The sequence below is a fragment of the Paenibacillus amylolyticus genome (assembly GCF_036894225.1).
GTDB lineage: Bacteria > Bacillota > Bacilli > Paenibacillales > Paenibacillaceae > Paenibacillus > Paenibacillus amylolyticus.
In genome coordinates, this window is the sequence record NZ_CP145892.1 from 3,877,752 (window position 1) to 3,903,250 (window position 25,499).

At 47.4% G+C, this 25,499-nt stretch carries 20 protein-coding genes; 5 read left to right on the forward strand and 15 right to left on the reverse strand.

Features of this window, described 5'->3' with window-relative positions:
• Positions 1-18: 18 nt before the first annotated feature.
• From V6668_RS17185 to V6668_RS17245, 13 genes are all read right to left on the reverse strand, one after another.
• Positions 19-1,341 carry a 5'-deoxyadenosine deaminase gene (locus V6668_RS17185; protein ID WP_047843321.1) on the reverse strand — a complete coding sequence of 441 codons (1,323 nt, stop codon included), beginning with the start codon at positions 1,339-1,341 and terminating at the stop codon, positions 19-21.
• 95 nt (positions 1,342-1,436) lie between these two features.
• Entirely contained in the window at positions 1,437-3,032 is a 1,596-nt protein-coding gene (gene ggt, locus V6668_RS17190; RefSeq protein WP_338706239.1) for a gamma-glutamyltransferase, read from the reverse strand.
• Positions 3,026-4,267, reverse strand: a complete 1,242-nt coding sequence (locus V6668_RS17195; protein WP_076250345.1) for a pyridoxal-phosphate-dependent aminotransferase family protein — start codon at positions 4,265-4,267, stop codon at positions 3,026-3,028. Before V6668_RS17195 ends, ggt begins: the two co-directional genes overlap by 7 nt.
• Before the next feature lie 6 nt (positions 4,268-4,273).
• On the reverse strand, positions 4,274-5,581 hold the full coding sequence (locus V6668_RS17200) for a Zn-dependent hydrolase (RefSeq protein WP_338706241.1): 1,308 nt from the start codon (positions 5,579-5,581) through the stop codon (positions 4,274-4,276).
• The gene (gene allB / locus V6668_RS17205; protein WP_338706242.1) at positions 5,578-6,981 is read right to left on the reverse strand and encodes an allantoinase AllB; all 1,404 of its coding nucleotides are present in this window, start codon (positions 6,979-6,981) and stop codon (positions 5,578-5,580) included. The genes V6668_RS17200 and allB overlap by 4 nt, the downstream gene beginning before the upstream one ends.
• Before the next feature lie 43 nt (positions 6,982-7,024).
• Positions 7,025-7,402 carry a hydroxyisourate hydrolase gene (gene uraH / locus V6668_RS17210; RefSeq protein ID WP_338706243.1) on the reverse strand — a complete coding sequence of 126 codons (378 nt, stop codon included), beginning with the start codon at positions 7,400-7,402 and terminating at the stop codon, positions 7,025-7,027.
• Positions 7,402-8,907 (reverse strand): factor-independent urate hydroxylase, encoded by a 1,506-nt coding sequence (gene pucL, locus V6668_RS17215; RefSeq protein WP_338706245.1) that lies wholly within the window; start codon positions 8,905-8,907, stop codon positions 7,402-7,404. Before pucL ends, uraH begins: the two co-directional genes overlap by 1 nt.
• A gap of 239 nt (positions 8,908-9,146) precedes the next feature.
• Positions 9,147-10,769 carry a PucR family transcriptional regulator gene (locus tag V6668_RS17220; protein ID WP_036613758.1) on the reverse strand — a complete coding sequence of 541 codons (1,623 nt, stop codon included), beginning with the start codon at positions 10,767-10,769 and terminating at the stop codon, positions 9,147-9,149.
• 221 nt (positions 10,770-10,990) lie between these two features.
• Positions 10,991-13,735, reverse strand: a complete 2,745-nt coding sequence (locus tag V6668_RS17225; protein WP_338706247.1) for a CHASE3 domain-containing protein — start codon at positions 13,733-13,735, stop codon at positions 10,991-10,993.
• Between the two features lie 176 nt (positions 13,736-13,911).
• A complete protein-coding gene (fumC, locus tag V6668_RS17230) occupies positions 13,912-15,300 on the reverse strand; it encodes a class II fumarate hydratase (protein WP_017688147.1) in 1,389 nt (462 codons plus the stop codon).
• A gap of 132 nt (positions 15,301-15,432) precedes the next feature.
• Positions 15,433-16,443, reverse strand: a complete 1,011-nt coding sequence (locus V6668_RS17235; protein ID WP_338706248.1) for an aldose 1-epimerase — start codon at positions 16,441-16,443, stop codon at positions 15,433-15,435.
• 179 nt (positions 16,444-16,622) lie between these two features.
• Positions 16,623-17,432, reverse strand: coding sequence for an MBL fold metallo-hydrolase (locus V6668_RS17240; RefSeq protein WP_338706249.1), 810 nt, complete (start codon positions 17,430-17,432; stop codon positions 16,623-16,625).
• A gap of 180 nt (positions 17,433-17,612) precedes the next feature.
• A complete protein-coding gene (locus V6668_RS17245) occupies positions 17,613-17,885 on the reverse strand; it encodes a hypothetical protein (RefSeq protein ID WP_047843332.1) in 273 nt (90 codons plus the stop codon).
• A 211-nt stretch (positions 17,886-18,096) separates the two neighbouring features.
• On the opposite strand from V6668_RS17245, the gene V6668_RS17250 reads away from it, so the two are divergent.
• The 4 genes from V6668_RS17250 (at position 18,097) to V6668_RS17265 (ending at position 22,420) form a co-directional block, all read left to right on the forward strand.
• Positions 18,097-19,329, forward strand: coding sequence for an aminopeptidase (locus V6668_RS17250; RefSeq protein ID WP_036613753.1), 1,233 nt, complete (start codon positions 18,097-18,099; stop codon positions 19,327-19,329).
• A gap of 90 nt (positions 19,330-19,419) precedes the next feature.
• Positions 19,420-20,652 (forward strand): aminopeptidase, encoded by a 1,233-nt coding sequence (locus V6668_RS17255; protein WP_036613751.1) that lies wholly within the window; start codon positions 19,420-19,422, stop codon positions 20,650-20,652.
• 246 nt (positions 20,653-20,898) lie between these two features.
• Positions 20,899-21,489, forward strand: coding sequence for an RNA polymerase sigma factor (locus V6668_RS17260; RefSeq protein ID WP_017688141.1), 591 nt, complete (start codon positions 20,899-20,901; stop codon positions 21,487-21,489).
• Positions 21,467-22,420, forward strand: coding sequence for a hypothetical protein (locus V6668_RS17265; protein WP_127550687.1), 954 nt, complete (start codon positions 21,467-21,469; stop codon positions 22,418-22,420). Before V6668_RS17260 ends, V6668_RS17265 begins: the two co-directional genes overlap by 23 nt.
• A gap of 2 nt (positions 22,421-22,422) precedes the next feature.
• Here V6668_RS17265 and V6668_RS17270 read toward each other — a convergent pair whose 3' ends face one another.
• Complete coding sequence (locus tag V6668_RS17270) at positions 22,423-22,935, reverse strand: hypothetical protein (RefSeq protein WP_338706250.1); 513 nt, start codon at positions 22,933-22,935, stop codon at positions 22,423-22,425.
• A gap of 233 nt (positions 22,936-23,168) precedes the next feature.
• On the opposite strand from V6668_RS17270, the gene V6668_RS17275 reads away from it, so the two are divergent.
• Positions 23,169-23,819, forward strand: a complete 651-nt coding sequence (locus V6668_RS17275) for a hypothetical protein (protein ID WP_338706251.1) — start codon at positions 23,169-23,171, stop codon at positions 23,817-23,819.
• Between the two features lie 70 nt (positions 23,820-23,889).
• Here the strand turns inward: V6668_RS17275 and V6668_RS17280 are convergent, their stop codons facing one another.
• Positions 23,890-25,206 carry a hemolysin family protein gene (locus tag V6668_RS17280; protein ID WP_036613746.1) on the reverse strand — a complete coding sequence of 439 codons (1,317 nt, stop codon included), beginning with the start codon at positions 25,204-25,206 and terminating at the stop codon, positions 23,890-23,892.
• Between the last annotated feature and the right edge of the window lie 293 nt (positions 25,207-25,499).

The window sequence follows — 25,499 nt, forward strand, 5'->3', positions numbered from 1 at the left end:
TGCATAAACTTCCTTCGATCAGATACGTTTCATCAATCTTGCAATACTCTTATCCGACTCACGCAGCACAATGCCACGATCAATCGTCTGAATCTTACGATTCTTGAGCACGATACTTCCGTCAATAATAACGGTATCCACACAGCTACGTGTTGCGGAATACACTACGCGGGAATAGACATCCGTCTCATAGGAAGGGTACGTGTGGAAATCATCCAGATCCAGCAACAGCATATCTGCCTTTTTGCCCACTTCGAGACTGCCAATTTCCTTTGACAAGCCAAGCACCTCTGCACCGCCCATGGTAGCCATGCGTAATACAGTCCTAGCATCCATCACCGTTGGACCATGAGGAATCTTCTGCATCAGGGCCGTCAGGCGCATCTCCTGAAACATATCCAGATTATTGTTGCATGCGGCACCATCTGCCCCAATCCCAACCGCGATCTGCCGATTCAGTAGATCCGGAATATCTGCTACCCCGGAGGAAAGTTTCATATTTGATCCAGGACAGTGAGTGACTTTGACACCACGTTTGCGGATGATCTCCTTCTCTTCCTCACTCAGCCATACACAGTGTGCCAGTACCAATCTGGGGGTCGCCAGACCGATATGATCGAGGTATACGATGTTACGCATTCCGCGTTCGTGTTCTACCAGTTCAATCTCTCCGCGATTCTCGGAGGCATGGGTGTGGACTTTGACATGATATTTATTCGACAGGTCGCGCACCTCTACCAGCAATTCTTCGGTACACGATACAACGAAGCGTGGACAGAAAGCATACTGAATGCGACCTCCGCCAAACCCGTTCCATTTCTCCAGCAGATCCACACTCTGTTGTAGCGAAGTTGCTGTATCCTCACGCAGGGGTTCCGGAACTTCGTCTCCATGATCCATCATCACTTTGCCAGAGATGACCCGGATGCCGCTCTGTGCCATCGCCTGAAACGCCGAGTCCGTGTGATGTACCGTCTCCATATCCAGAATGGTCGTGGTTCCGCTGGAGATCAATTCGCCGAGTCCAAGCATTGCCGAATAATACACGGACTCCTCATCATGCGCTGCTTCCAGCGGCCAGATACGTTGACGGAGCCAATCCATCAGTTCCAGATCATCCGCACGTCCACGGAACAAGGTCTGACACAGATGAATATGCGTCTGGATGAAACCTGGCAACAGCACTTTACCACGAGCATCAATGACTTGGTCAGCTTGCATGTCGATGTGCGCTGCAATCTCCTTGATTTTATTATCCTCGATCAACAGATCTCCAATGAACACTTCCTCTTCTGCATTCATCGTCACAAGCTGTGCACCTTTCAGCAGGATCGTTCCCATGCCAATCTCCCCTATCTGTGTCTGTCTATATATTACAACTCATACATATTTACACTTGCACTCCAAAGACAGATTAACCTTCCGCTCACTGTCTGTTACCATCCAATAGCCATACCATCACCTCTAGGGTCTGCTGCGCCACTAATCATGCCGTCCTCACGAATGACAATGCCTTGCGACTGTCCCATAATGCCGTCCCACGGCGCTCTCGCTTCAACGTTATGTCCCCATTGGGCAAGGGTTGCACATACGTCATCGTGATATCGGTTCTCCACACGCATCGTATCGCCTTCTTCGCCCCAGGTACGTCCATACACCCAACGCGGCAGGCTAATTGCTTCCTGAATGTTCAGCCCATAATCAAGCACTCCGGTAAGCACAGATAATTGTGTCTGCGGCTGCCCTTCTCCCCCCTGTGTACCCACGAGCATATAAGGTTTGCCATCTCGTGTAACAAGGCCCGGCATGAGGGTGTGGAATGAGCGTTTATTGGGTTCCAGAACGTTGGCATCCCTCGGATCTAAGGAGAAAAACGACCCCCGGTTCTGCATGATAACCCCCGTATCCCCCGGAACATACGCTGCACCGAAGTCAAAATACAGGCTTTGGATGAATGAAACGGCATTGCCTTCGCTATCAACAACCGCTGCATACGCCGTGTCCTGACCTATCGTTTTGGACAAAAACGGCTGTGCCACAGGTGGAGCAGACTGAATCTCATTCCACAGTTGGTCTCCATAACCCTTCGATAACAGATGATCCAGCGGAATATCCCTGAAATCCGGGTCAGTCAGATAACGATCACGATCACGAAACGCCTTTTTCACCACTTCCGCCATCAGATGATAGAATTCCGGTGAGGTACGTGCTACAGAGGACAGATCCGTATGCTCCAGCATATTTAACATCATCAGCATCGAGAATCCCTGCGAGTTGGGCGGCATCTGATGAACTTCATAGCCACGATACCCCGTACTGACCGGTTTCACCCACTCGCCCCGATGGCCTGCAAAGTCTGCTGGGGCAAGCATGCCCCCATCCTCACGAATAGCTGAAGTCAGACGATCCGCGAGTTCTCCTGTATAAAAAGTATCTCGCCCTTCCGTCTGAATCAGACGAATGGAGGCAGCAAGATCAGGCTGGATCAGCAGCTCACCTTCCTGCAAAAGTGTACCCAAAGGCGCAAATACCGCTCGCAGCGGTGTATGGCCCATAATGAAATCTTCATCCCTTTCCATCCACAAGCGGAGATTCCGGGATACAGGGCATCCTTTTTCCGCATACTGCGCGGCAGGTTCAAGCAACTGCTCCCACGGTAACTTACCGTACCGTGACCAGACTTCCCACCATGCATCCACCATTCCCGGAACCGTAATGGCACTAAGCACACCGCGCTGAGGGATGGCACTCATGCCCATCGCTTTGAACGTATCGGCATGAATGCCTGCGGCTGAGCGGCCACTTCCGTTATAGGCGGTAATCTCACGGCTGGCTCCGTCATGAATCAGGAAGAAGGCATCCCCGCCAAGTCCGGTCATATGCGGATATACCACACCCAGAGCTGCACTGACCGCAACAGCGGCATCATAAGCATTCCCGCCCTGCTGGAGGATAGAACTTCCAACTGCACTCGCTAGATAATGAGGAGAGGTGACCATAACCTCTCTGGAGATTGGCATCTGGTTTAACATAAGGCACCCTCCTTCCCTGCATACACATCCAATGCGGCCTGCACTGCTTCACCGGCAGGTAGTACATGACGATGACGGAGAAGAACAGCTTCCAGCGCTCCCAGCACATGAAGTACGTTCTTGCGTTGGCAGCTGAATCCCATTGTACCGATCCGCCAGATCTGCCCTTTCAACGGTCCAAATGAACTGGCTATCTCAATGCTGAAATCGTTCAGCAACATGCTGCGCACCGACTCACCATCGATCCCCTCCGGAATCGTGATACAAGTAACCACCGGAAGTTTACTGGACATATCCCCATACAACTGTAGTCCCATTCCTTGAATTCCAGCAACCAACGCACGTTCATTCACCAGATGTCTCTGGAACCTTGCCTCCAATCCTTCTTGCAGCAGAATACGTAATCCTTCGTGAAGACCGTAGAGCATGGAGGTAGCTTCTGTATGGTGGTTCAACCGTGCTGAACTCCAGTAATCCTGCAATTGGCTCAGGTCAAAATAATTGCTGGCAATCGTGCGGCCTTCTGCCCTCGCACTGGTTGCATCTCGCAGTCCGCGTTCAACTGTTTTGCGGCTCATCAGTTTCTGCTCCACTCGACTGTTGTATGTGAGAGGTGCCATCCCTGAAGGAACAGACAGGCATTTCTGCGTACCACCCATTACCGCATCCAGATGCCACGCATCCGTCTCCACCGGAGTCCCACCAATGGTAGCCACAGCATCTACAACGAGTAAAATATCAAGATCGCGACAGGCTTTGCCAATCTCGGCAAGGGGTTGCATCTGTCCGGTGGAAGTCTCACCATGAACCATCGCAACCAGACTTGGTTTATGGGTATGAATCGCCTTGATCACTTCTTCTGGATCAAATACCGTTCCCCATTCCGTTTCAAAAAAGACAACCTCGGCACCACAGCGTTCCGAGATTTCAACCAGCAGATGTCCGAATCGCCCATAGATCGGGACGAGAACTTTGTCACCGGGCTGGATCAGACTGACCAACACAGCTTCTATCCCTGAACGGGATGTACCGTCGACTGGATAACACCACTCGTTATCTGTCATATATAACTCTCGCAGCATCGCCATCGTCTCGTTCATCAAGGATGTGAACTCCGGGTCAAACTGACCCAGGATCGGAAAGGATAATGCTCTGAGTACACGTGGATCAACCTCAACGGGGCCCGGGGTCATAATGGTCCGCAAGGACGGAGATAACTCTTTATAGTTGGACATCTGCATTCAACTCCCGTAACCGTATTTATAGAGTAGCCGGACCAGAACCCGAAAACCGTGCATCAGGTCTGCCTCAGCTGTATATTCAAGTGGATTATGACTGATACCGTCCTGACTCGGCACAAAAATCATGGCCGTTGGACAAGCCGGCTGAAAAATCTGCGAATCATGTCCCGCGCCGCTTGGCATTAACCAGTAGGACAACTGCTCCTGCTCACAGGTATCCTGAATGTCCGAGATCATCTGCACGTTCATGGGAATGGGTGTGACGGATAGATGCTCTTCCCAATCCAATCCGAGCTGCTGCTCGGCTGCGATACGACTAAATGCCTGGAGCATATCCTGCCAGCAGCGATCAATACTCTCCTGCCGGATATGGCGGATATCCAATGAAAATACCACCCGTGCTGCAACCACATTCCCAACACCCGGATCGGCTGTGATTCGCCCAACCGTGGCTACCAGTGGTTCTCCTGCTTCCAATGCGATACTTCTTACCGCAGTAATCATCTCGGCTGCTCCGGCAAGTGCATCCTTGCGCCAAGACATCGGCGTCGTTCCTGCGTGATTCGCTTCTCCGCTAACGGTAATACTAAACCGTTTCTGACCTACGATATCGGATACAACTCCAATCGAATGTCCAAGACGTTCCAGAACCTGACCTTGCTCAATGTGAAGCTCAATAAAGGCACCGTAATTTTTCGCGGCAGGTCTATATGCACTATCAGGTCCAAAGCCTGCATCGCGGATCGCTTGTGCAAAGGTAACGCCGTCTTGATCCTTCAGATGCTCTACATCTTCCAGAGTCGTCATTCCTGTTATACTGCGTGAACCCCAATACGCAAAAGGGAATCGGCTTCCCTCTTCTTCGCATAACGATACCACTTGAAGTGTGCGCTTCGGTGCTCCAAAATGCTTCTGTAAATACTCCAAAGCAAGAACACCAGCCACCACACCGTAAGCACCATCATATTTGCCGCCATACACCACCGTATCAATATGTGATCCGGTCACAATCGGTAATTCTTCAGCACCAATCGCTGATTCCTTACCCTCACTCTTGAGTGTGCCATACAGATTACCGGACTGGTCAAATTCGGGAGACAGCCCTTTCTCCTGCATTTTGGCTACAAGGGCACCTTGTGCTTCACACCAAGCCGAGTCATACAACAGTCGTGTGACGCCGCCCTGTGCATCCGTACCATATGTCGACAGCCAGTCAAGCATGGCTTGCAGCTCCACCTGTTCCACGTCTGGCAAAGGAAGAGGTGCGTTATTGGTACCGGATGACCGGTATACTCCAGACTCCGTCATGGCGTCTCCTCCGTTCCCGCTTCGATGGGACTCGAAGAGTAAGCCGCAATGTGTTGCCCGAGAGGCACAGGAGATAATCCGGATTCCGAGTTGTAAACACGCTGCCCACGGCAAAATACGTCTGCAATCTGACAGTTAAAAGTACGTCCCACATAAGGACTCTGTTGATGCGTATAGAGCAGATCCTCCGTGTTCAGGCTTGTGCTTCTCTCCCAATCAATCAGGACCAGATCTGCATCCATGCCAACTGCAATCTCTCCTTTGCTTTCCAGACCAAGCCTTCTGGCAGGTTGCAGGGAGAGCACTCTTCCGAGCAACGGGAGGTCGATATTACGCTGAAGATGTCCGTCCTCCAGCATGATCAGCAGTGTGCTTTGCGCCCCGGATATACCGCCCCAGATTTCAAAAAAGTTATCGGATTGTTTCATGGATGGCGGACATGGAGAATGGTCTGAAGCAATAACATCAATTAATCCTGACGTCAGTGCATCCCATAACAGCTCCTGTTCGGAAGAGCTGCGAAGCGGTGGAGCGCATTTCGCTACGGCACCCAATCGGACCACATCCTGATCAATCAGCGTCAGATAATGAGGGCATGTCTCCGAAGTGACATCCTGCCCACGCCGTTTAGCCGCTGCAATCAAGTCCAGTGCTTCCCGGGTGCTAATATGCACAAAATGCAGCGCACACCTAGTCTGTTTACCATATTGCAACGCCCGGGCAACGGCAATGACTTCAGCTTCCACAGGTCGGGACCGGACATAATCCATCGCTTCAGTCCTTCCTTCTGCAATGCTTTTTGCACCGAGTTGGGCAACCATGCCTTCGTCCTCTGCATGAAGTGCCAGCACACGGTTTAATGTTGCAATTTCATGCATCCCATCCAATAGCGTGTGGTCATCGGCTCTGGCAAAGATGTCTTCCCCTTCGCCTCCCGGCTCAGACATAAATGCCTTGAATCCGGCAGCACCCAACCCTGCCAGTGGAGCAAGTTCCTCACGATTGCCGGGAACCAAACCTCCCCAGAACGCATAATCAACATAGGATTGGTCTGCGGCTGCTTTCTTTTTCATCTCCCATGCTTCCGGCCTTGTGGTTGGTGGTACGCCGTTAAGCGGCATATCGACATAGGTCGTGATTCCCCCTGCGGCAAGAGCTGCCGAACCCGATCGAAATCCCTCCCAACTGGCGAGTCCGGGTTCATTGAAGTGTACATGAATGTCCACGACACCCGGCATCACTGTTAGCCCCTCAGCTTCTATAATTCTAGTCGCTTCGCCAGCGGCCAGCCGCGTGGATAGTTCCGTTATTTTTTCACCAGTAATGCCAATATCCAGTTGCTCTACCCGATCTCTCAGCACCACCCGGGCCCCCCGGATGATGGTATCAAATGTTGTCATGTGGATGACCCTCCCCCTGAATCAGAACCGGATGTGTGCATGTTCAGCTTCCCCGGTATGTACTGTAACCTCCTGGAGCAATCAATAACGGAATATGATAATGGCTTGATGCATCAGATACAGCAAAACGAATCGGAACAATCGTCCATAATGCCTGGCCTAGCTCCTCCAACGAACGCTGTGCGTAATAACTCTCGACATGGAATTGAAGTTCATATATGGCTGACTCCAACTTGCCTCCATCCAGCAGCGGTGCATCCAAACGCCCATCCGCATTGGTCACCGACTCAGCCACTTTTATCTTGTTTTCCTGTTTTCCATCCCTCTTCAGGGTATACAGCTCGATCCGAACACCCGCAGCAGGCACGCCTTTGGATGTATCCAGCACATGAGTTGTAATTCGTCCATCAGACAGCGCCATTAGACGTCACCTGCTTTCCCGGAGTCACGGCCGTCTGCTCCCAGATCATCCCTTGTCATCGAGAAACCCTGGAATCCATATGGCGGTCTCGGCTCGGTAAACACTTTGCCTTCCCCCTCTTTCACTTCCTCCAGCACTGTCTCCCATGTCCGGTTGTTGGACTCAAATGAAACCTCACTCAGTTGCTCAAATCGACTTAACAACCTTCGTCCAATCTGGTAGATCAGATGTTGAATGGAAGCGGATCGACACTCATGAAATACCGCAGCAGCCAAATCTCTGACCTGTTCCGCCGCTACATACCGTCCACGCTGATCGTCCATGCCATCTCTCGGGTCTTCATAACGCCAATTGATATTCAGGAAAATAAATAACGGTCGATCCCATGTCTCTGGAAGAGTGGTATATTCATCCTGCATAAAGCCGGCAAATTCACTGCCTTTGACCTTGATCAGTCTCAGATCGGCTACACCACTGAAATGGTTGCTTAGTTCAATCGAGTCTCCTGATCGTTCTGCTTCCACGGCAGCTGTCGCCCGATCATTCTGCGAATAACGAAATACGAGCGCACTCGGTCGATAACTTCCTTCTAATCCAATGGGTATATCTTCAAACGGAATCTGGTCCGCTGTCATCTGAACCTTGCTCATCTGCGGATACGTCTCCAGGAAACGCCGACTTACCAGCGCAAGAAATCCTTCCACCGTCGCCCCTGTGTAGTCCGCTGCATGTTTGAGAATGAAATTTTTCATCGAATCGGTTGCGACCACCAGCGAATTATCCCCTTCTGCAAAAGAAGGCAAGAATTCATCCCCCTGCACAGCCACCTTGATGTTCAATCCAAACAGAATATTGCTGCGTCCCATAAAAGGAGATTCCGGAATGGACTGGATACCCGTCAACGGTTTGGCGTAGGAACGGTACATCCACACATCCCCTTTGCCGTAATACATCGTCCGCTGCTGCACTGTGGCTGGCTTGCTCACGAACTCATGTTCATGACCGATCTGTGCAAGCCACTGCTCCAAACGAATGCCCGCAATTTTGAATACTTCCTTCATTGCAGTCTCGAATTCTTCTTCCCTGCCTCGGCGATGACGTTGCCGCATGGATTCGAGGACGGAACTTGCGGTATGGCCTTTAACGGCCAATATGAATGGAAAGCCAAATTGGCTTGTATATACTTTGTTTAATTGTTGAATTTCGTTGAATTGTTCTTGTGAAAGTGAATCCAGCCCTGCACCAGCCTGCTCCTGAACGGAGTTGCTGCTCATGCTGATTCGTGCTCCAAGATCCGGGTGATTTCGAAGCAACTGCAACTTCACCTGTTCATCCGATGCCTGAACCACGGTTTTCATCACTTTCATCATCTGTTCAAATGAATCAAAAGGTCGTGAAAGCCCGGAACGCTCAGCCACCCATGGTGATTCCTCAAATAAGCCGCCAAACGCATGCACAAACTGTGTGATAGACCAGTTGTTAACAAGTTTAATTAAGTCGCTCATGTTAGAACCTCCGGTCTGTTGTGGATTATTGTTCTTCATTCTAAGTGCCGTTCAATGTCGCGACAACAATATTTACGCAATTTTGTAATATAACATAACATCAGAGTTGTGATTTGTTTGCTGTGCACGGGAAGATCAGCTTTTGTTGTCCTCAAACATGAAAAAACCGCACTCCATCAACGGAATGCGGTTCTTGGGGGTCTAACCCGCTAGCATTGTCATGTTGCACAATTTGCGGTCTAGAGTTGGACATTGTGCGGTCTTGCAGCTGCTTTGTCCCGCACGAACTTGCGGAAGGTGAATACCAGCTTTAACTTAAGCAGATCATTCGTTTTCTTAAAGTCCATTTGCAGCAAGCTGCCGACTTTCTCCATCCGATAAGTGACCGTGTTGCGATGCACAAACAGTTGTTTGGCAGCTTCATTGATCAGTCCATCATTTTCGATAAAGGACTCCAATGTATTCATCAATACCTGATTGGGGTCACCGTCCCTGGCAAGTAACGGTTCAAGTACTTTGTTGCAGTAGTTCTCCATGATGTTATCCGGTACGTGTTGAAACACATAGGCAAATTCAAGCATTTCAAATTGCAACGCACGGTCTTTCATGCCGAATCGACGAGCCAGTTGTCGAGTATCCAGACACTCCTGGTATGCTTCACGGAGCGATTTGGGCTCATGTTTCATTTTGCTGATCCAGAAACGCGGAGCCGGTGCTCCTTTTGCTTCTTGCGCTGCCAGAACATCACCGAAACGGCTCAAGAGAAAACTTGACAGCTCCTCTCCATAATCTCGCCCTGTTGGACAGGTGTAGATGGACAGAATGCCATCCTCAATCTGAAAATGCTGTGAGGCCGTGAATTGCATCAGCGGATTGTATTGCAACTCGCGATGAATCTGTTTAAGCAACTTTCCCTCGGCAAACAGAGTCGGCTCAAGTGTAATCAATACGCACTGATAAGTTCCCTGGAATAGATGTACACCTTTGTTCTCACTCAAGGTGGTCAATTCCTGAACAGTCATTTTGTTATCCAGATACTGTGAAAGCAGTGTACGCATCTCATCTTGCACGGTCGGATTAATATGCTCGCGATAAGTCATATCCATATAAAATGCCAGCACATCGGCAGCCTGTTGAAACAGCTCTTCCTCTGCTCGAAGCGATAGGGCTGAATCCGTAAACACAAGCAACGACCCGTACTCTTCATCATTTTGCTTAATCGGTACGCGATGACAGCTCCCTTGATTCCATTTCACTCGGTGCATGACGGATTTCCAAGGCCAGCCTTGGGTTACAGCATCCCCTGCAATGCCTTCACTACCATACAGCACATGCCCACGTGAACCAATGACGGCAAGCGGATAGTTCAGTACCGTGGCAAGTTCGGCAAACACATTCCGATGTGGCTGCTGTTGCAGCGCAAACTGCATTAATTTTTTCTGCTTTTGCACAACCTCATGCAGCAAACGGTTGCTACGTTCATGTTCAGCCTTGAACAAGGCATTCATCTGGTCGGAGAAGGTGAATTGAAAGGGGAGCTCAAGGAGTGGCAAACGAAGCCGATCAGCTTCCTCGACAATACCTTGGGGAATGGACTGCCAGAAACGTCCCAGCTTGATGCCGAGTCCTGCACAGCCGCGTTCATTCAAACGTCGCATCAAACGTAGTGCATCCGTCTCACTGTCTTTCATAATAAAAGCGGTGGTGAACAACATTTCTCCGGATTTGATCCAATCCGCGATATCAGGAGCGTCCATGACGTTAACGGATTTCATCATCCGTGAAGTCCCTTCTCCACCCGCAACCAGTTTGGCCTCTGACAACGGGTACACCTGTAAAGCCTCTTTAACCGTAAGTTGCATGGACACTACCTCCCATATATATAACACAATGTTATGTCAATCTGGTTATCGAAACTAAATTTTGCATTGTTTTTCTAATTAAATCCATATTTATGCGTTCAACTTTTATTTGTTGTTAAGTATTATAACATCAATTTTCTGAATAAAGCTTACACGGCAAAAAAATAAAACCTATGACCTAATTACAGCGCACTTTCCTGTAATCGGCATAGGTTTTTAGATCAGATTTCCATGGTTTCGTGATTCATCCATAATTTCATACGGGATAATACATCTTTGATATTCAGTGGTTTGCTGAGATAGTCCGAAGCACCTGCTGCAATACATTTCTCCCGATCCTCTTTCATGGCCTTGGCTGTCAGCGCAATAATCGGAAGCTGAGTCAGACCAAGTCGTTCACGGATCTGGCGAGTTGTCTCATAACCATCCAGTTCCGGCATCATAATATCCATCATGATGATATCAGGTTTGACTCCTCCACGCTCCAACAATTCCAGACACTCGTACCCGTTCTGCGCTGAAATGACATTCATACCGTATTGCTCAAGGGCGTTAGCCAGGGCATATACATTACGTATATCATCATCAACGACAAGTACTTGGCGTCCGCTGAGCAACGCTTCTTCCAGAGGTGTCAATAAAACATCCGATTGTCCGGAAGTGATTGAAGGAAGCTTAGTGATCTCAGGTGTAGTGGTAGCCACCTCATTCAGGAACAACCGCGATGCATTCATAGTCTCAGGTTCATCTCTTCGCAGTGGCAGGAATAGCGTGAACACGCTGCCCTGCCCCTCACGACTTGTTGCCGAGATTGAACCCCCCAGCAAATTCGCAAGCGATTGAGAGATAGACAGGCCAAGTCCGGTTCCCCCGTATTTACGTGCTGTAGCTCCATCCGCCTGTTTAAAAGCATCGAAGATCTGCACGAGTTTGTTATCCGCAATTCCGATCCCTGTATCACTGACGGAAAAAGCAATCACGTCGGTCTCTTGATCTTTCAATTCAGGATGAGCCAGACTCATTTTGGAGATGGTTAAGGCAACTTCACCCTCACTGGTGAACTTGAATGCGTTCGAGAGCAGGTTTCGGAGAATCTGATGCAATCTCATCTCATCCGTCACGATCGTTTCCGGTAAAGGACTTTGGAGCTGAATTCGGAAATCTATTTTTTTCTGTTCCGCTGTTTTCAGGAAATACTGGTTCATAACTTCAGGAACACTGCCCAGATAGACATCATCGAAATCCACTTCCATCTGTCCGGCTTCCACCTTGGATAGATCCAGAATATCATTGATCAGATTCAGCAGGTCTTTTCCTGATTTGTGAATGACTGAAGCATAGTTCTGCTCTTCACTATTCAAGTGTTGATTTTTATTTTCAGACAATATCTCAGATAAAATCAACATGCTGTTGAGCGGTGTCCGCAGTTCATGGGACATGTTCGCCAAGAATTCGGATTTGTACCCCGAGCTTGTTCGTAACTGATCTGCCACAACCGAAAGTTCATTGGCTGATGTCTCTGCAGCACTCTTCTGTACTTCCAGACGATCGTTCAGCATATGAAGCTCTTCGGTCTGCATCTGCAGTTCCTCCGTCTGAGACAGCATCTCTTCGGTCTGAGCCTGAAGTTTCTCCGATTGTGCCTGTAATTCTTCATTTAGAACTTGTGACTCATCATATAATTGCTGTAATTCCATGCGAGTGACGGTAGAGTGTAGGGAAACACTAAAAATATCCGTCAGTTCTTGCATAAGCTTCATATCATTCTCTTGCAACGGCTTCATTGAAGCAAGCTCGATTACCGCAATCGTTCTGCCTTCGAAGAGGACCGGTACTACAGTAAGTGATGTGGCAGATGTATACCCAAGACCCGAAGAGATTCGGATATAGTTCTGGGGCAGATCATTCATGCGTAAAACTCGCTTCTCCACAGCACTTTGACCTACAAGCCCCTCACCCGGAGCAAGCGACACTTTACCGAGCGAACGTTCTTTCTCTCCATCCCCAGCATATGCAGCCAAGCGCAGCAGTCGATTGTCTTTCCAGTAATATAAGACGCTATAGGGAACTTCAAACAACATGGCTAGCTCGTTCAGGAACAAGCGGGACAATCCTTCCAGATTGGTCGGGTTCTGTAAGAGTGTGGCAATGCCTGTAATCTGGTCCTTGACCCGATTCTGTTCCTGTACTTCATCCAGTAATTTGTTGGTTTCGTGGCCCAGGTCTCCCACTTCATCATGTGTGCGCACCTGAATCCGCTGCTTCAGGTTTCCACCTTTGGAGATATCACTGATGGTCTGCATAACATCTCGCAACGTTTTGACGATATTTCCGGATATCACAATCGCGGCTACAATGGATAATGCTGCAATAATACCCCACAGCGTGTACATAATCGTCAGCAGTGTGGAGCTACGTCTGGCAAGTTCAGTAACCCTCGCCTCGGTCAGAGCGATCTCTGTATTACGGAAGGTTGTAAGTTGAGAGCGCAGTAGATCAATTTCAGTTTTACCCGGATCAGATTGAAAGAATGTAACAACTTTCGCTTGATCCCCTTGCTTTTTCAAGTCCACCGACGGCTCCCCAGCGATCTCAATCCAGCGTGTAATATGAGCTTTGATGCTTTGCAGACTCTGCTGCTGTGAAGGATTATCGCTAATGAGAGCATTCAACTGATCATAGTTGGAACTCCACTGGGATAGGCCTTGGGAATAAGGCTCCAAGTAACTTTCATTACCTGTAATCATGAATCCACGCTGTCCTGTCTCCATGTTCAAGACATTTTTTTCAATCGCGTTGGTCAGATTATGTACTTCCAGATCATGATGGGAGATAAAATCATTTTCCTTCTGTAACACATTAATTTGGGCCGTAAGCACTAACAGAACAGCTCCAAACAAAAGCACAACCACAAGATAGCCCAATAAAATTTTGGAGCGTATCGTAAATCTTCTCGTTTTTGACAACGCGGAAACCTCCAAATATATACGAATCCCATAATTAAATTAAAACTGGTGCATATGTAGTTTATATGTATACGTATAGTCTGACAAGCATTAAGTTCATCGGTAATCATAAGAAAAACGACCTGCTTGTGCAGGTCGTCCTCTTCAGTGATCTATATTGCTCATTTCGGCTGATTTTAGGCCTTTGGAGCGATCATTTTGGCTGGATCGACATATTGATCAAATTGCTCTTCGGTAAGCAGGCCCGTTTGTAACGTCGCCTGTTTCAAGGACAAACCTTCTTTATGCGCAAGTTTCGCGATTTTGGCTGCATTCTCATAACCAATATGCGGGTTAAGCGCTGTAACCAGCATAAGCGAATTGTTCAGATTATGTTCAATCTGATCCAGATTAGGCTCGATGCCCACGGCACACTTGTCATTAAACGCAATAATGGAGTCCGCCAGGAGTTGCACCGATTGCAAGAAGTTATAGATGATAACCGGTTTGAATACATTCAGTTCAAAATTACCCTGACTTGCCGCGAAACCAATCGCTGCATCATTACCCATGACCTGCGTAACCACCATAGTGATAGCCTCGCTCTGAGTTGGGTTGACTTTACCCGGCATAATGGAGCTGCCTGGCTCATTCTCAGGAATACGGATTTCGCCCAATCCACTACGAGGGCCACTGGCCAACCAGCGGACATCATTGGCAATTTTCATCAAATCAGCTGCAAGCGCTTTAACGGCACCGTGCGCATACACAACTTCATCATGACTTGTAAGTGCGTGGAATTTGTTTGGTGCAGATACAAAATCTTTCCCCGTATGTTTGCCAATCTCCTTGGCAGTGAAGTCCCCAAAGTCCGGATGCGCATTAATGCCCGTTCCGACAGCTGTACCGCCAATTGCAAGCTCCTTCAGATACTGTACACTTTCACGGATCATACGCTCACTCTTGCCCAGCATGGCTTCCCAACCACTGATCTCCTGACCAAGCGTAATTGGTGTTGCATCCTGGAGGTGAGTACGTCCAATCTTGATAATATCCTTGAATGCCTCCGACTTGTCTGCAAAAGTGGCTTTTAATACCGCAATGGCCGGCAAGAGTTGATCCTCAACAGCCAGAACACCTGCAACATGCAGAGCCGTTGGGAATGTATCGTTGGAGCTCTGGGACATATTCACATCATCATTTGGATGCAGACGCTCTTCCTTGCCCTTTTGCTCCAGCAGTTGGTTCCCCAGATTGGCAATCACTTCGTTCACGTTCATATTGGATTGTGTTCCGCTTCCCGTCTGCCATACTACCAGTGGGAAATGGTCATCAATTCGGCCTGCAATAATCTCGTCTGCTGCATAAGCAATAGCATCGGACTTAGCCGCAGATAATTTACCTAATTTATGGTTACTGGCCGCAGCACTTTTTTTCAAAATGGCAAGGGCACGGATAACTTCCATCGGCATATGTTCATTGCCAATCGGGAAGTTCTCCTTGCTGCGCTGCGTCTGAGCTCCCCACAGCCTGTCGGCTGGTACTTTCATTTCGCCTAACGTATCTCTCTCAATGCGGTATTCCACTTGCTTGTCCTCCTCCAAAAAGATGGTTTGGGTCTCTACAAAGCTTGTGTATCTCGTCATATTATACATGATTTACGAGCAGGTTTTCACCTTTTCGACAAAATTGTAAGCGTAGCGCAAAATGAACGTGAATTATTTTTGTGACGCAATTGGATACAATCGGCTACTCTGTTCGAATAGTTCACCTGGTTCCAAACCGATCAATCCGATTTCTTCTGCAGGTATGCCTTCAACATTAGGAGCGTTAACCAGGTTCATCTGTGGTTCAGGACAGAAGAATTCGCCACCCATGTTATTATTCCAGATCATCCAGTGCTTGTAGGATGTACCCACATCATATACCAGTTTGTCTCCAGTACGGTTGTCCGTAAGTTCCATATAGTTACGTCCATTCTGCGGTTCCGCAGTGTAATGATTATCCATGGCAGCAAAGAACGGACTAACCCCGTCTTTCTTCAATTGTTCTTCCTCAGGTGTAAGCGGTTGAAATTTTCCTGTTGGCAGAGAACGCTCATTCAATTCACGACGTTGTCCAATCGTAACTTTGGCCGTGTAATCCGAGGCTTGACTGTCCGGTGCAAAAGGTACAGCAATCGCCGTGTGGAATGCAAACAAATTCGGCATATATTCAGTCCCGTTGTTGCGGACGATCAATTGTTGCTGAAGTCCTTGGCTGCTCAAAGAGTAACGAAGTGTCACCGTAAACGTAAACGGCAGGTATTGATGGAATGTATGTCCTTCTTTCACGTCCTGGCTAAGCAACACATAACTCTCCAGCTGATCAGAACCGTATCCCTCAACCTTCCACTCGGCATCATGCAAAAATCCATGCAAATGGTTACCTGTAGCTGGTTCGTTCACAGGCAACTGATAGACTTTACCGTTCCAGGGGAAGCGTCCATCCTCATAACGGTTCGGTGGAGAAAGAATCGGAATTCCATAGACCGCAGGTGCAGCCATAAACTCATCCATCTGATCCTGATTCGGTTCTCTCAAGTAACGAAAACCCTTTTCTGTATCACGGAAAGCAACGAGGTTCGCACCTACGCTTGGAATAACTGCCGCTTCAAACTGATTAAAACGAAGCCAAATGGCTGGTATCCCTCCAAATTGTTCTTCAAATGCTGCATTTTGCTGTGTCATCGTTATATGTACCTCCTGCATACTAAGGTTATATTATACGGCTCGACTATATCATGCCCGAGCGTAAAATACCAATCTATGATAGAGAACAAATTCATAATAGAAAAACAAAAAAGACAGGAAAAAGACAGCTGCAATACGTTACGGCTGTCTCTGCTGTCTTTCATATGATGGTTCAATTAATCCACATATTTGCCATGATCCGGCACAGTGCTCTCTTCAAAGTCCAGATCAAGCCGCTTCAAGGATTCACTCAGCATATCTCCGCTCAAGGCATGCCCGTGCCCGGTAATCGCAAGTTTCGGCTCCAGGTGCCTGATATACTGGACAGATTGATGAGCAGCCTGCCAATCGGTTGTGAAATAAGATGGCGGGCCATGCAACTGTTTGTCCTGAAGCAACACATTCCACAGCGACTCCTGCTTCACTGTGATGATTGCGTCTCCCGCAATTAACAAACGGTCTGCTTCTCGAAACAGCGACACATGCCCAGGCGTATGACCTGGCGTGTGAACCCACTCCCATCCTGATACGACTGGAACGGAATGATCTTTGGGTAGACTGAATATCCGATCATCCAGATTGATTGCCTCATTGGGATAAGCAAATGACAACCTGGACATTAGACCTCCACCTACAGAAGGGTCCGCTGGCGGGTAATCTTTTAATCCCGTTAAATACGGAATTTCAAGCGGATGAGCATACACTGGCACACCCCAGAATTGTTCCAGCTCAATAACGGTTCCTACATGGTCGAAGTGACCATGCGTCAATATGATCGCAGACGGCGGACCTTGAAATCGTTCTGTTGCAACCTGAACAATATGATCTGTGAACCTCGCCATTCCGGTGTCCACGAGGACCCAGTTCCTGCTTCCTGGCTCTCCGATGAACACGACATTAACGAATAGTGTACGTAGACTGAGAATATCGGGCGCGACTTCTTCAAGTCCCGTCAATCCTTCTGTAATCAGATTGTCAGATGCCATTCACGGTTACCTCCCATTAGGCGGATTGTCTCTCTGGTTCCATTCATCTCGTAGACTTCCCTTTTCTGGATCATCTATTCAACATTTCCAATAAAATAGACGGTATACACCCTGTTTTGGGCATACACCGTCTAGTATAGTCATCGACACAACACAATAGAACAAGAACATCTCAGCTAGTTAAGCTGGAAATGCCTCCAAAGCAGCATCGAGCAATTGATTGTACAGATCGTCATCATTCTCAAGCAACTCGTCCATACGCAGTAACTCTTCTTCATCACCGGATTGCTCTGTGAAATGCAAGCTATAGTCCCAGTCTTTTCCGTTCTTGCTCATGAAGGTAATCTCATATACTGACTTTTCGCCTTCTGTGCGGTAAACGGTATTTCCCACGTATCCTTTTTCACCTTCACGGCGCATTTCAGCACTTATAATTTCAATATTCACAATCATTCTCTCCTTTAATCTTTCATCTACAGTCGGTCTCCAACATTTCTGGTAAACCTAGGTTTGGTAATTATTATTGGTTAATTGTACAATATATAACGTAGCAACGTATACCTTATTCAATGAAGGAACCATTCTGAGTCCTTACATAGTTGTAATGAGGACTATAATAGCCAACAAGCTACGATATTATTATCACATTGGAGGAAAAAATAGCATGAATACTTTTGAAACGAATCTGCAGCAATATGCTGAACTGGCTGTACAAGTCGGTGTCAATGTCCATCCTGGACAGACACTCGTGGTTAACGCTCCAATCTCGGCAGCACACTTTGTACGACTGATTGTCAAAGCAGCCTACGGTAAAGGTGCGAAATTGGTCAAAGTAAACTGGAGTGATGAAACCGTTACACGTCTTCATTACGATCTTGCACCTGATGAAGCCTTCTCCATTGAACCGAAATGGTTTGCAGCTGAAATGACTGAACTGGTTGAAGAAGGTGCCGCTATTCTGCACGTCATCGCTGAAAATCCAGATTTGCTGAACGGTGTAGCGCAGGAACGCATTATTACTAGCCAAAAAGTGCGCGGCAAAGCGCTCGAAAAATATCGTTCTTATCAGATGGCTGACAAATTCAGCTGGTCTATCGTGGCCGTTCCTTCTCCGGAATGGGCAGCTAAAGTGTTCCCGGATCTGCCGGAAGCGCAACAAGTGGACCGCCTGTGGGATGTCATTTTCAAAACGGTACGGATCGGTGAGCAGGATGCTGTTGCCGAATGGAAAACCCATTTGCAAAACCTGGATTCCCGCGCTGATCTGTTGAACAACAAAAAATACAAGAAGCTTCACTATACAGCTCCAGGCACAGACTTGACCATTGAACTTCCAGAAGGCCATATCTGGGTATCCGGTGGAAGTGTGAATGAGCAAGGACATGTCTTTATTGCCAATATGCCTACGGAAGAAGTATTCACGGCTCCGCTGAAAACGGGTGTTAACGGTACAGTGCGAAGCACGAAACCACTGAGCTACGGCGGCAACCTGATTGACGGTTTCTCACTAACATTCGAGAACGGCCGAATTGTTGACTATACCGCCGATCAAGGTCTCGATGCACTCAAAAACCTGATCGAGATAGATGATGGCGCACACTATCTGGGTGAAGTAGCCCTCGTTCCACATCAGTCCCCAATTTCCGATACCAATATTTTGTTCTACAATACTTTGTTTGATGAAAATGCCTCCAACCATTTGGCGATTGGTAATGCTTATGCCTTCTGTCTGGAAGGTGGTAAAACGATGTCCAAAGAAGAGCTGATTGAACGTGGTATGAACTCCAGCCTCACTCATGTAGACTTCATGATTGGATCCGGAGAAATGAACATCCACGGTGTGACCTCCGAAGGCGCGGAAGAGCCGATCTTCCTGCAAGGAAACTGGGCATTCTAATCCCGTTTGATGTGATTTAGGAGAGAGGAGATTACTCCTCTCTTTTCCTGCGTCAACAGGTCAAAAATTCAACAATTGGAGGGAACTCATATGTTAAGTTTTGAACAAAAACTGGATCGTTACGCTGAACTTGCTGTAAGAGTAGGTGCTAATGTGCAACCAGGGCAAGTATTTGTCATCTCTGCGATGATTGATACCGCTGAATTTGTACGTTTGCTGGTACGTAAGGGATATGAAGCTGGAGCCAAGCAGGTGATTGTAAAATACGGAGATGAAACCGTCAATCGATTGCGGTTTGAGATGGCCCCTGAGGAATCCTTCCAAGAGCCGCCGAAATGGCATGCAGCGGAGCTTGAAGAACTGGCGGCCAATAATGCAGCCTTCCTGACCGTATTGTCATCCAGCCCAGACCTAATGAAAGGTATTGACCCGGAGCGGATTTCCACCCATCAGCGTACATATGGTCAGGCGATGGCCAAGTACCGTCAGTATCAACAGGCGGATAAAATGAGCTGGACGGGTGTGGCATGTCCTTCGCCCGATTGGGCAGCCAAAGTATTCCCGGATCTCCCGGCAGCTGAGCAGGTTAGCCAGTTGTGGGAAGCCATTTTTGCTGCGGTGAGAGCCGATCTGGAGGACCCTGTAGCGGCTTGGGAACAGCATATTGAACGACTGGAGACCAAAGCCGTTGCCCTGAACAACAAGAAGTATCAAGCATTACATTTCCTCTCCCCAGGGACGGATCTTACTGTCGAGCTTCCAGAAGGTCATATCTGGGCGCAGGCAGGTAGCGTGAATGAGCAAGGCACCCCTTTTGTCGCGAATATCCCGACAGAGGAAGTATTCACCGCTCCAGCCAAACATGGCGTTAATGGCAAAGTGTCCAGCACCAAACCACTCAGCTATGGCGGTAGTATCATTGATCGTTTTTCACTCACATTTGAGAACGGACGTATCATTGATTTTCATGCTGAAGAAGGTCAGGATACGCTGGAAAGACTCATTTCCATGGATGAAGGATCTCATTACCTCGGCGAAGTCGCTTTGGTTCCCTTCCATTCACCGATCTCTGAGAGTGGCATCCTGTATTACACTACATTGTATGATGAGAATGCGTCGTGCCATCTTGCGATTGGCAGTTCCTATGCATTCAATATCGAAGGTGGCAAAACGATGTCTCCTGAAGAACTTGCGGCTCGTGGCATGAACACCAGCATCACCCATGTGGACTTCATGATGGGCTCTCCCGAGACGGACATCTACGGTATCACGGCAAACGGCGAACGTGAAGCCATCTTCCTTAAGGGAGACTGGGCGTTCTAAATGATCGCGGAGAGTTATCTCCCGTAATGTATGTTCTCTGAATAGTCGAAAGGCTGTCTTGCAACCATGTATTCATGGTTGGCGAGACGGCCTTTTATTAATTTTCAGCAAACTTTCCCGCATGTTATACACACTTCTCTCATCTGGTTTTTCCCTGACCAACCTCCCATTGTACCGTTTCCATATTATGTTGTAAAATGTAATGATACCAATGTTTGTGGACTGTTCACCAGAAAGGAGAACATCATGGCCAATCGGCTCCAGTTATTACTAGCCTCAGATTTCCATAATTTAGGCTCTGCACTTCAAGAAGAAGTGTATTATGAATATTATAATATGGTACATGGTCTTATTGTTTATATCATCAAGGAGCGTGCTGCAGCAGAAGATATTATTCAGGAAGCTTTTATCAAAATCATTAAAAACAAACCCATCTTTGAAGACGAGGTCAAACTGAAAGCCTGGCTCAAGGTTGTCACACGGAACACAGCTATTAATTATCTGAGAAAAAATAAAAATAACCGTAACCAATTGGATACGGATAGTGTTTTTATAGATATGGAGACGATGAATCAGACCGCAGCTTCCGTGGAAAGCATGGTAGAAACGCAGATGATGGAAGAGTCCATTGAATATTATCTCAGACAGCTCAAACCGGAATATCGTGTACTGGTGGAGTTACGGTGGAAAAAAGGTCTCTCCTACCGAGAGATGGCCGAACTGCTGGATACCTCCGAAGACATTGTGAAGCAACGCTTGTTCAGAGCCCGTGGCAGTATTAAGAAGAAATTACATAAGGAATGGGGTGGAAGCATTGAGCAAAGGCAAGTCCGATAAAAACGTGGAGCGATTCGATTCAGAGCTGGAAGACGAATATTTCGACGCTGCGTTTGACCTGGCTTTTGATGAAGCTTTCCATCAGGCCGTCTCTGCCCCTTCCGCCTCCCATACCGAATCCATGCGGCAATCCTGGCAGAAGGTAAACAGGGAAATTAACAGAATCGGTTTACGTAAAAAAAGAATACGTACCTTGCGACTTTCAGTTGTAGTCGCTGCATCCGTAACTATCGGGGCCGTTATTTTCAGCCTGCCGTCCGGTACGCAAGCGGTATCCCCTTTTGTGCAATCCATCAAGGATTGGGGCAATGGCATGAAATCCATTATCATTGAGGATCGTACGACCCAACTGGGGGCTGATCCGTCAACAGCCAAAACGCCTCCACCACCAGAAACCAGCTTGGACGACATTCTTAAGGTACAAGAAGAAGAAGCTCTTAATACACCTTCGTATGAGTTATCGAGCCATCAGTTTCGTCCAGTACTTGTTACGGAAGAGATTGCACGCGAAGGGTTCATGGGTGACTTTCTGTTATCCAAGGCCATTCCCGAGCGATTCAACAAGGTCAAATTCGAACTCGTGCTTGATACTGAAAACCCTGTGAATCCAGACGATTATTATGAGTCCAACCAAATGAGAGTTCAATATACCAGTGAAGGCAAAAGCATAGAAGATGAGATTATCCAGTTTGATTATATCTATGTCATGCCTGGGGAGAAAATTGAAGGAGCCATGCTTCGTGATATGAGCACCGTAAAGCTGGCGGATGGCTCGGAAGCACTGATGTATATCGGCCCACCTTATAACTCCTTTCAGTGGATGATGGGTTCCAACAATATGAGTCTGTTTGGCACCCTTTCGGAAGAAGAAATGACTGCTATTGCCAACGATTTTCAAGAGCAGAAGTTTCCGGGTAGCACCCGTCGATAAGATCAAAATAACACGGTGCCAGAGACATGTTTGCTTGTTTCCGTGGCACTTCCATCATACGCTGTATGAATACTGGTAACGCGATAATAATATCCTGGCATTACGGTCCAATCCGATGCGGCATTCAATAAGTTTGTATTCGTTGCATTGTTGGAACCCGTTTTGAAAGTTACCCATGCTGTTCCTGTCCAGCGCTCAAGTCGATAATCTACGGAAAGTGTCTTCATTGCTGTATATGTCATGGTCTTGGTATTGACGATAGCCGATAGTCCACCCCCCGGAATGACTGCACCGACCGCTTGATAGATATGTCCACGTTCGGAATTGGTAGCAAGCGAATGGATGGATGGTTCTGGCGGTGGCGGAGCTGTAAGGGCACCAGAGGACACGTTGATTATCGGGCTTGCAACGGCTGGTTCGGACGTAGGTATAGCCAGGATTGTTGGCACCATTAACAAGACAACAAGGGTTATTTTTAGCATAGATGCTGCACTCTTTGTTTTCATTTTCCGCATATTGATCCATCCTCCGCTTCCATACTTGATTTTGTGTAAGGGTATAAACGGACGGATCGGGTGACAGGTTTCAAAAAAAAATTAGACGCTCCGATGTTTCTGTCGGCAGCGTCTTTTATCTTTGCATGCATCTCCAGCATAGTTGAAACCTAAATTATTCCAGCCCGTATGTATTGGGTAATGGATACACGAAACCATATGAACCAACAAGATTTGCAAATGAGGTGTATAACTTGAGTAAATTTCAATTCAAATCCAGAAGGCATCGTCACAGCTCCAATCCGAATCAACTACATATCGAAGTTTCCGGCTCGTTCAAACGTTGGCTTGTTATCTTGGTGAGTGCGCTTACCGCAGGGACCTTAATATATTTCTTGGCTACAGCTCGGGAAAGCTGGATAAGCATGGGGATTGAACGCTATGTATTGCCCTTTATGATCTGGGGACTTGTACTGTCCCCCGTCCTTGCTTTTCTTTTACTCAAGCAGAGCGGACGAACCCTTTCCCATGTCAAATTTTTACGTGTTTTCGGGATTGCTTTCTGCCTTCTGCCTCTGGTACTTCTGTTTTATGTGTTACCCGTAACACTTGGCATGGTGAATGATCACCTGACCCAGTTTAAGCAAAATCCCGTGTTATCCACCACTAAGGTGGGGGACTACAATTCTCACGAGGTTACTTTTGTCGATACGCCTATGTACGCCATCATCACCATTAAGACACCGATAACAACCCAATCCACTCGAAAAAAGCTGAATATCCAGTATGATCTTGCTCCGGGAGAGAATGTTTACGTCACTTATAAGCGAATTTCTATCGAGAACAGCTTGGTCACGGAGAATCGTTACGCCGATATTGTCATTCATGCACCCAAAGAATCATGAGCATGCAAAAAAAGCTGTACGATGACCATTACGTCACCATACAGCTTCATTTGTTACAATTTCGATCCGGCTACGCGCCTTCTTCTTCAACCAACAGTTCCAGCTTAATCACATTTACTCGGGAAATCCGCTTATGCTCTGTCTCTTGAATGACAAATACATAACCCCCATACTCAACCGATTGACCGACCTCAGGTGGAATGGCATCTACTCTGGAGTATAACCAGCCCCCGATGGTATCGTAATCGGCACGATCCATCTCCAGTCCGAATCGTTCGCTGACTTCTTCAATCAGCATCAATCCATCAATAGAGTATTCCATCTCATCCACTTGTTCAATGACAGGACGCTCATGGTCGAATTCATCCTGAATCTCGCCTACGATCTCTTCCATGATATCTTCAAGTGTGACAAGGCCGGAGGTTCCGCCGTATTCATCAATCAGAATCGCAATCTGTGTCTTGCTACGCTGCATACGTTTGAGCAGATCACTGATTAGCGTGGTATCTGGCACAGCCAGGATGGGCCGGATCACAGAGATGGTATCCGTAAGTTGGGATCGCATCAGATCCTTAATGTGAATAAAGCCGATAATATGATCCTTGTCTCCGTTATATACCGGATACCTTGTTCGCATACTCTCACTGGCAATCTCCAGATTCTCCAGCATGGACTCATTGGCATTCAGACAGATCATTTCCGTTCGAGGAATCATAATTTCACGGGCGGTTGTATCCGTAAAATCAAATATATTATCAACAAGTGCTAATTCAGTGTTATCAATTAAACCGCTCTTATTGCTTTCTTTCATCAGAATGCGTATTTCATCTTCGCTATGTGCGGAGTCCATCTCCGAAGCTGGTGCCATTCGGAACAGTCTCAACAAGCCGTTAGCCATACCGTTCAGTGCCCATATGAATGGATACATTAACTTGTAGAAGAACGTTAGCAAAGCCGCAGACCACAACGTGATCGTCTCAGACTTTCGAATTGCCATCGTTTTGGGAGCAAGTTCTCCCAGTACAATGTGCAAGATCGTAATAATCACAAATGCAATGGCAATAGAGATTCCATGAACGTAGACTGGTCCCAGTCCAAATGCGGTAAACATGGGCTCTAACAGATGTGCAATTGCCGGTTCTCCCAGCCACCCGAGTCCCAGTGAAGCCAAAGTTATACCTAGTTGGCAAGCTGACAGATATGCATCCAGATTACGTACGATATTGGAAGCATAGATGGCATTTTTGTTGCCTGTTTCCACCAAAGCCTCAATCCGGCTTCCACGAACTTTCACCATCGCAAATTCCGCCGACACAAAGAAACCATTCATTAATACAAGTAAACCAATGATTACTAAATTTAAAATACTCGGTAAGGGGTCACTCAAATTTTCATCCTATTCGCCGTCATTCTTCGGCAAATAGGTCCACCTCCTTCGAAAATGTAGGATATTTGCCATTCTGCCGCTCATATGCAATTTCAACTTCCCAATGCTTCCACCTCCACCTTTTTCTGTCGAATAAAAAAGATATGCTTCTTTTATTATATAATTCTAAACTACACAGTCAATCCGTGTCCTATGACAACGAAATGGCACAAACGCCTTTTTTCTTTAACAAAAGTCTCGATTACGCTGTTTCCCGGAAAAATTTTTACTCAATACGCCGTTATGCTTCCTAT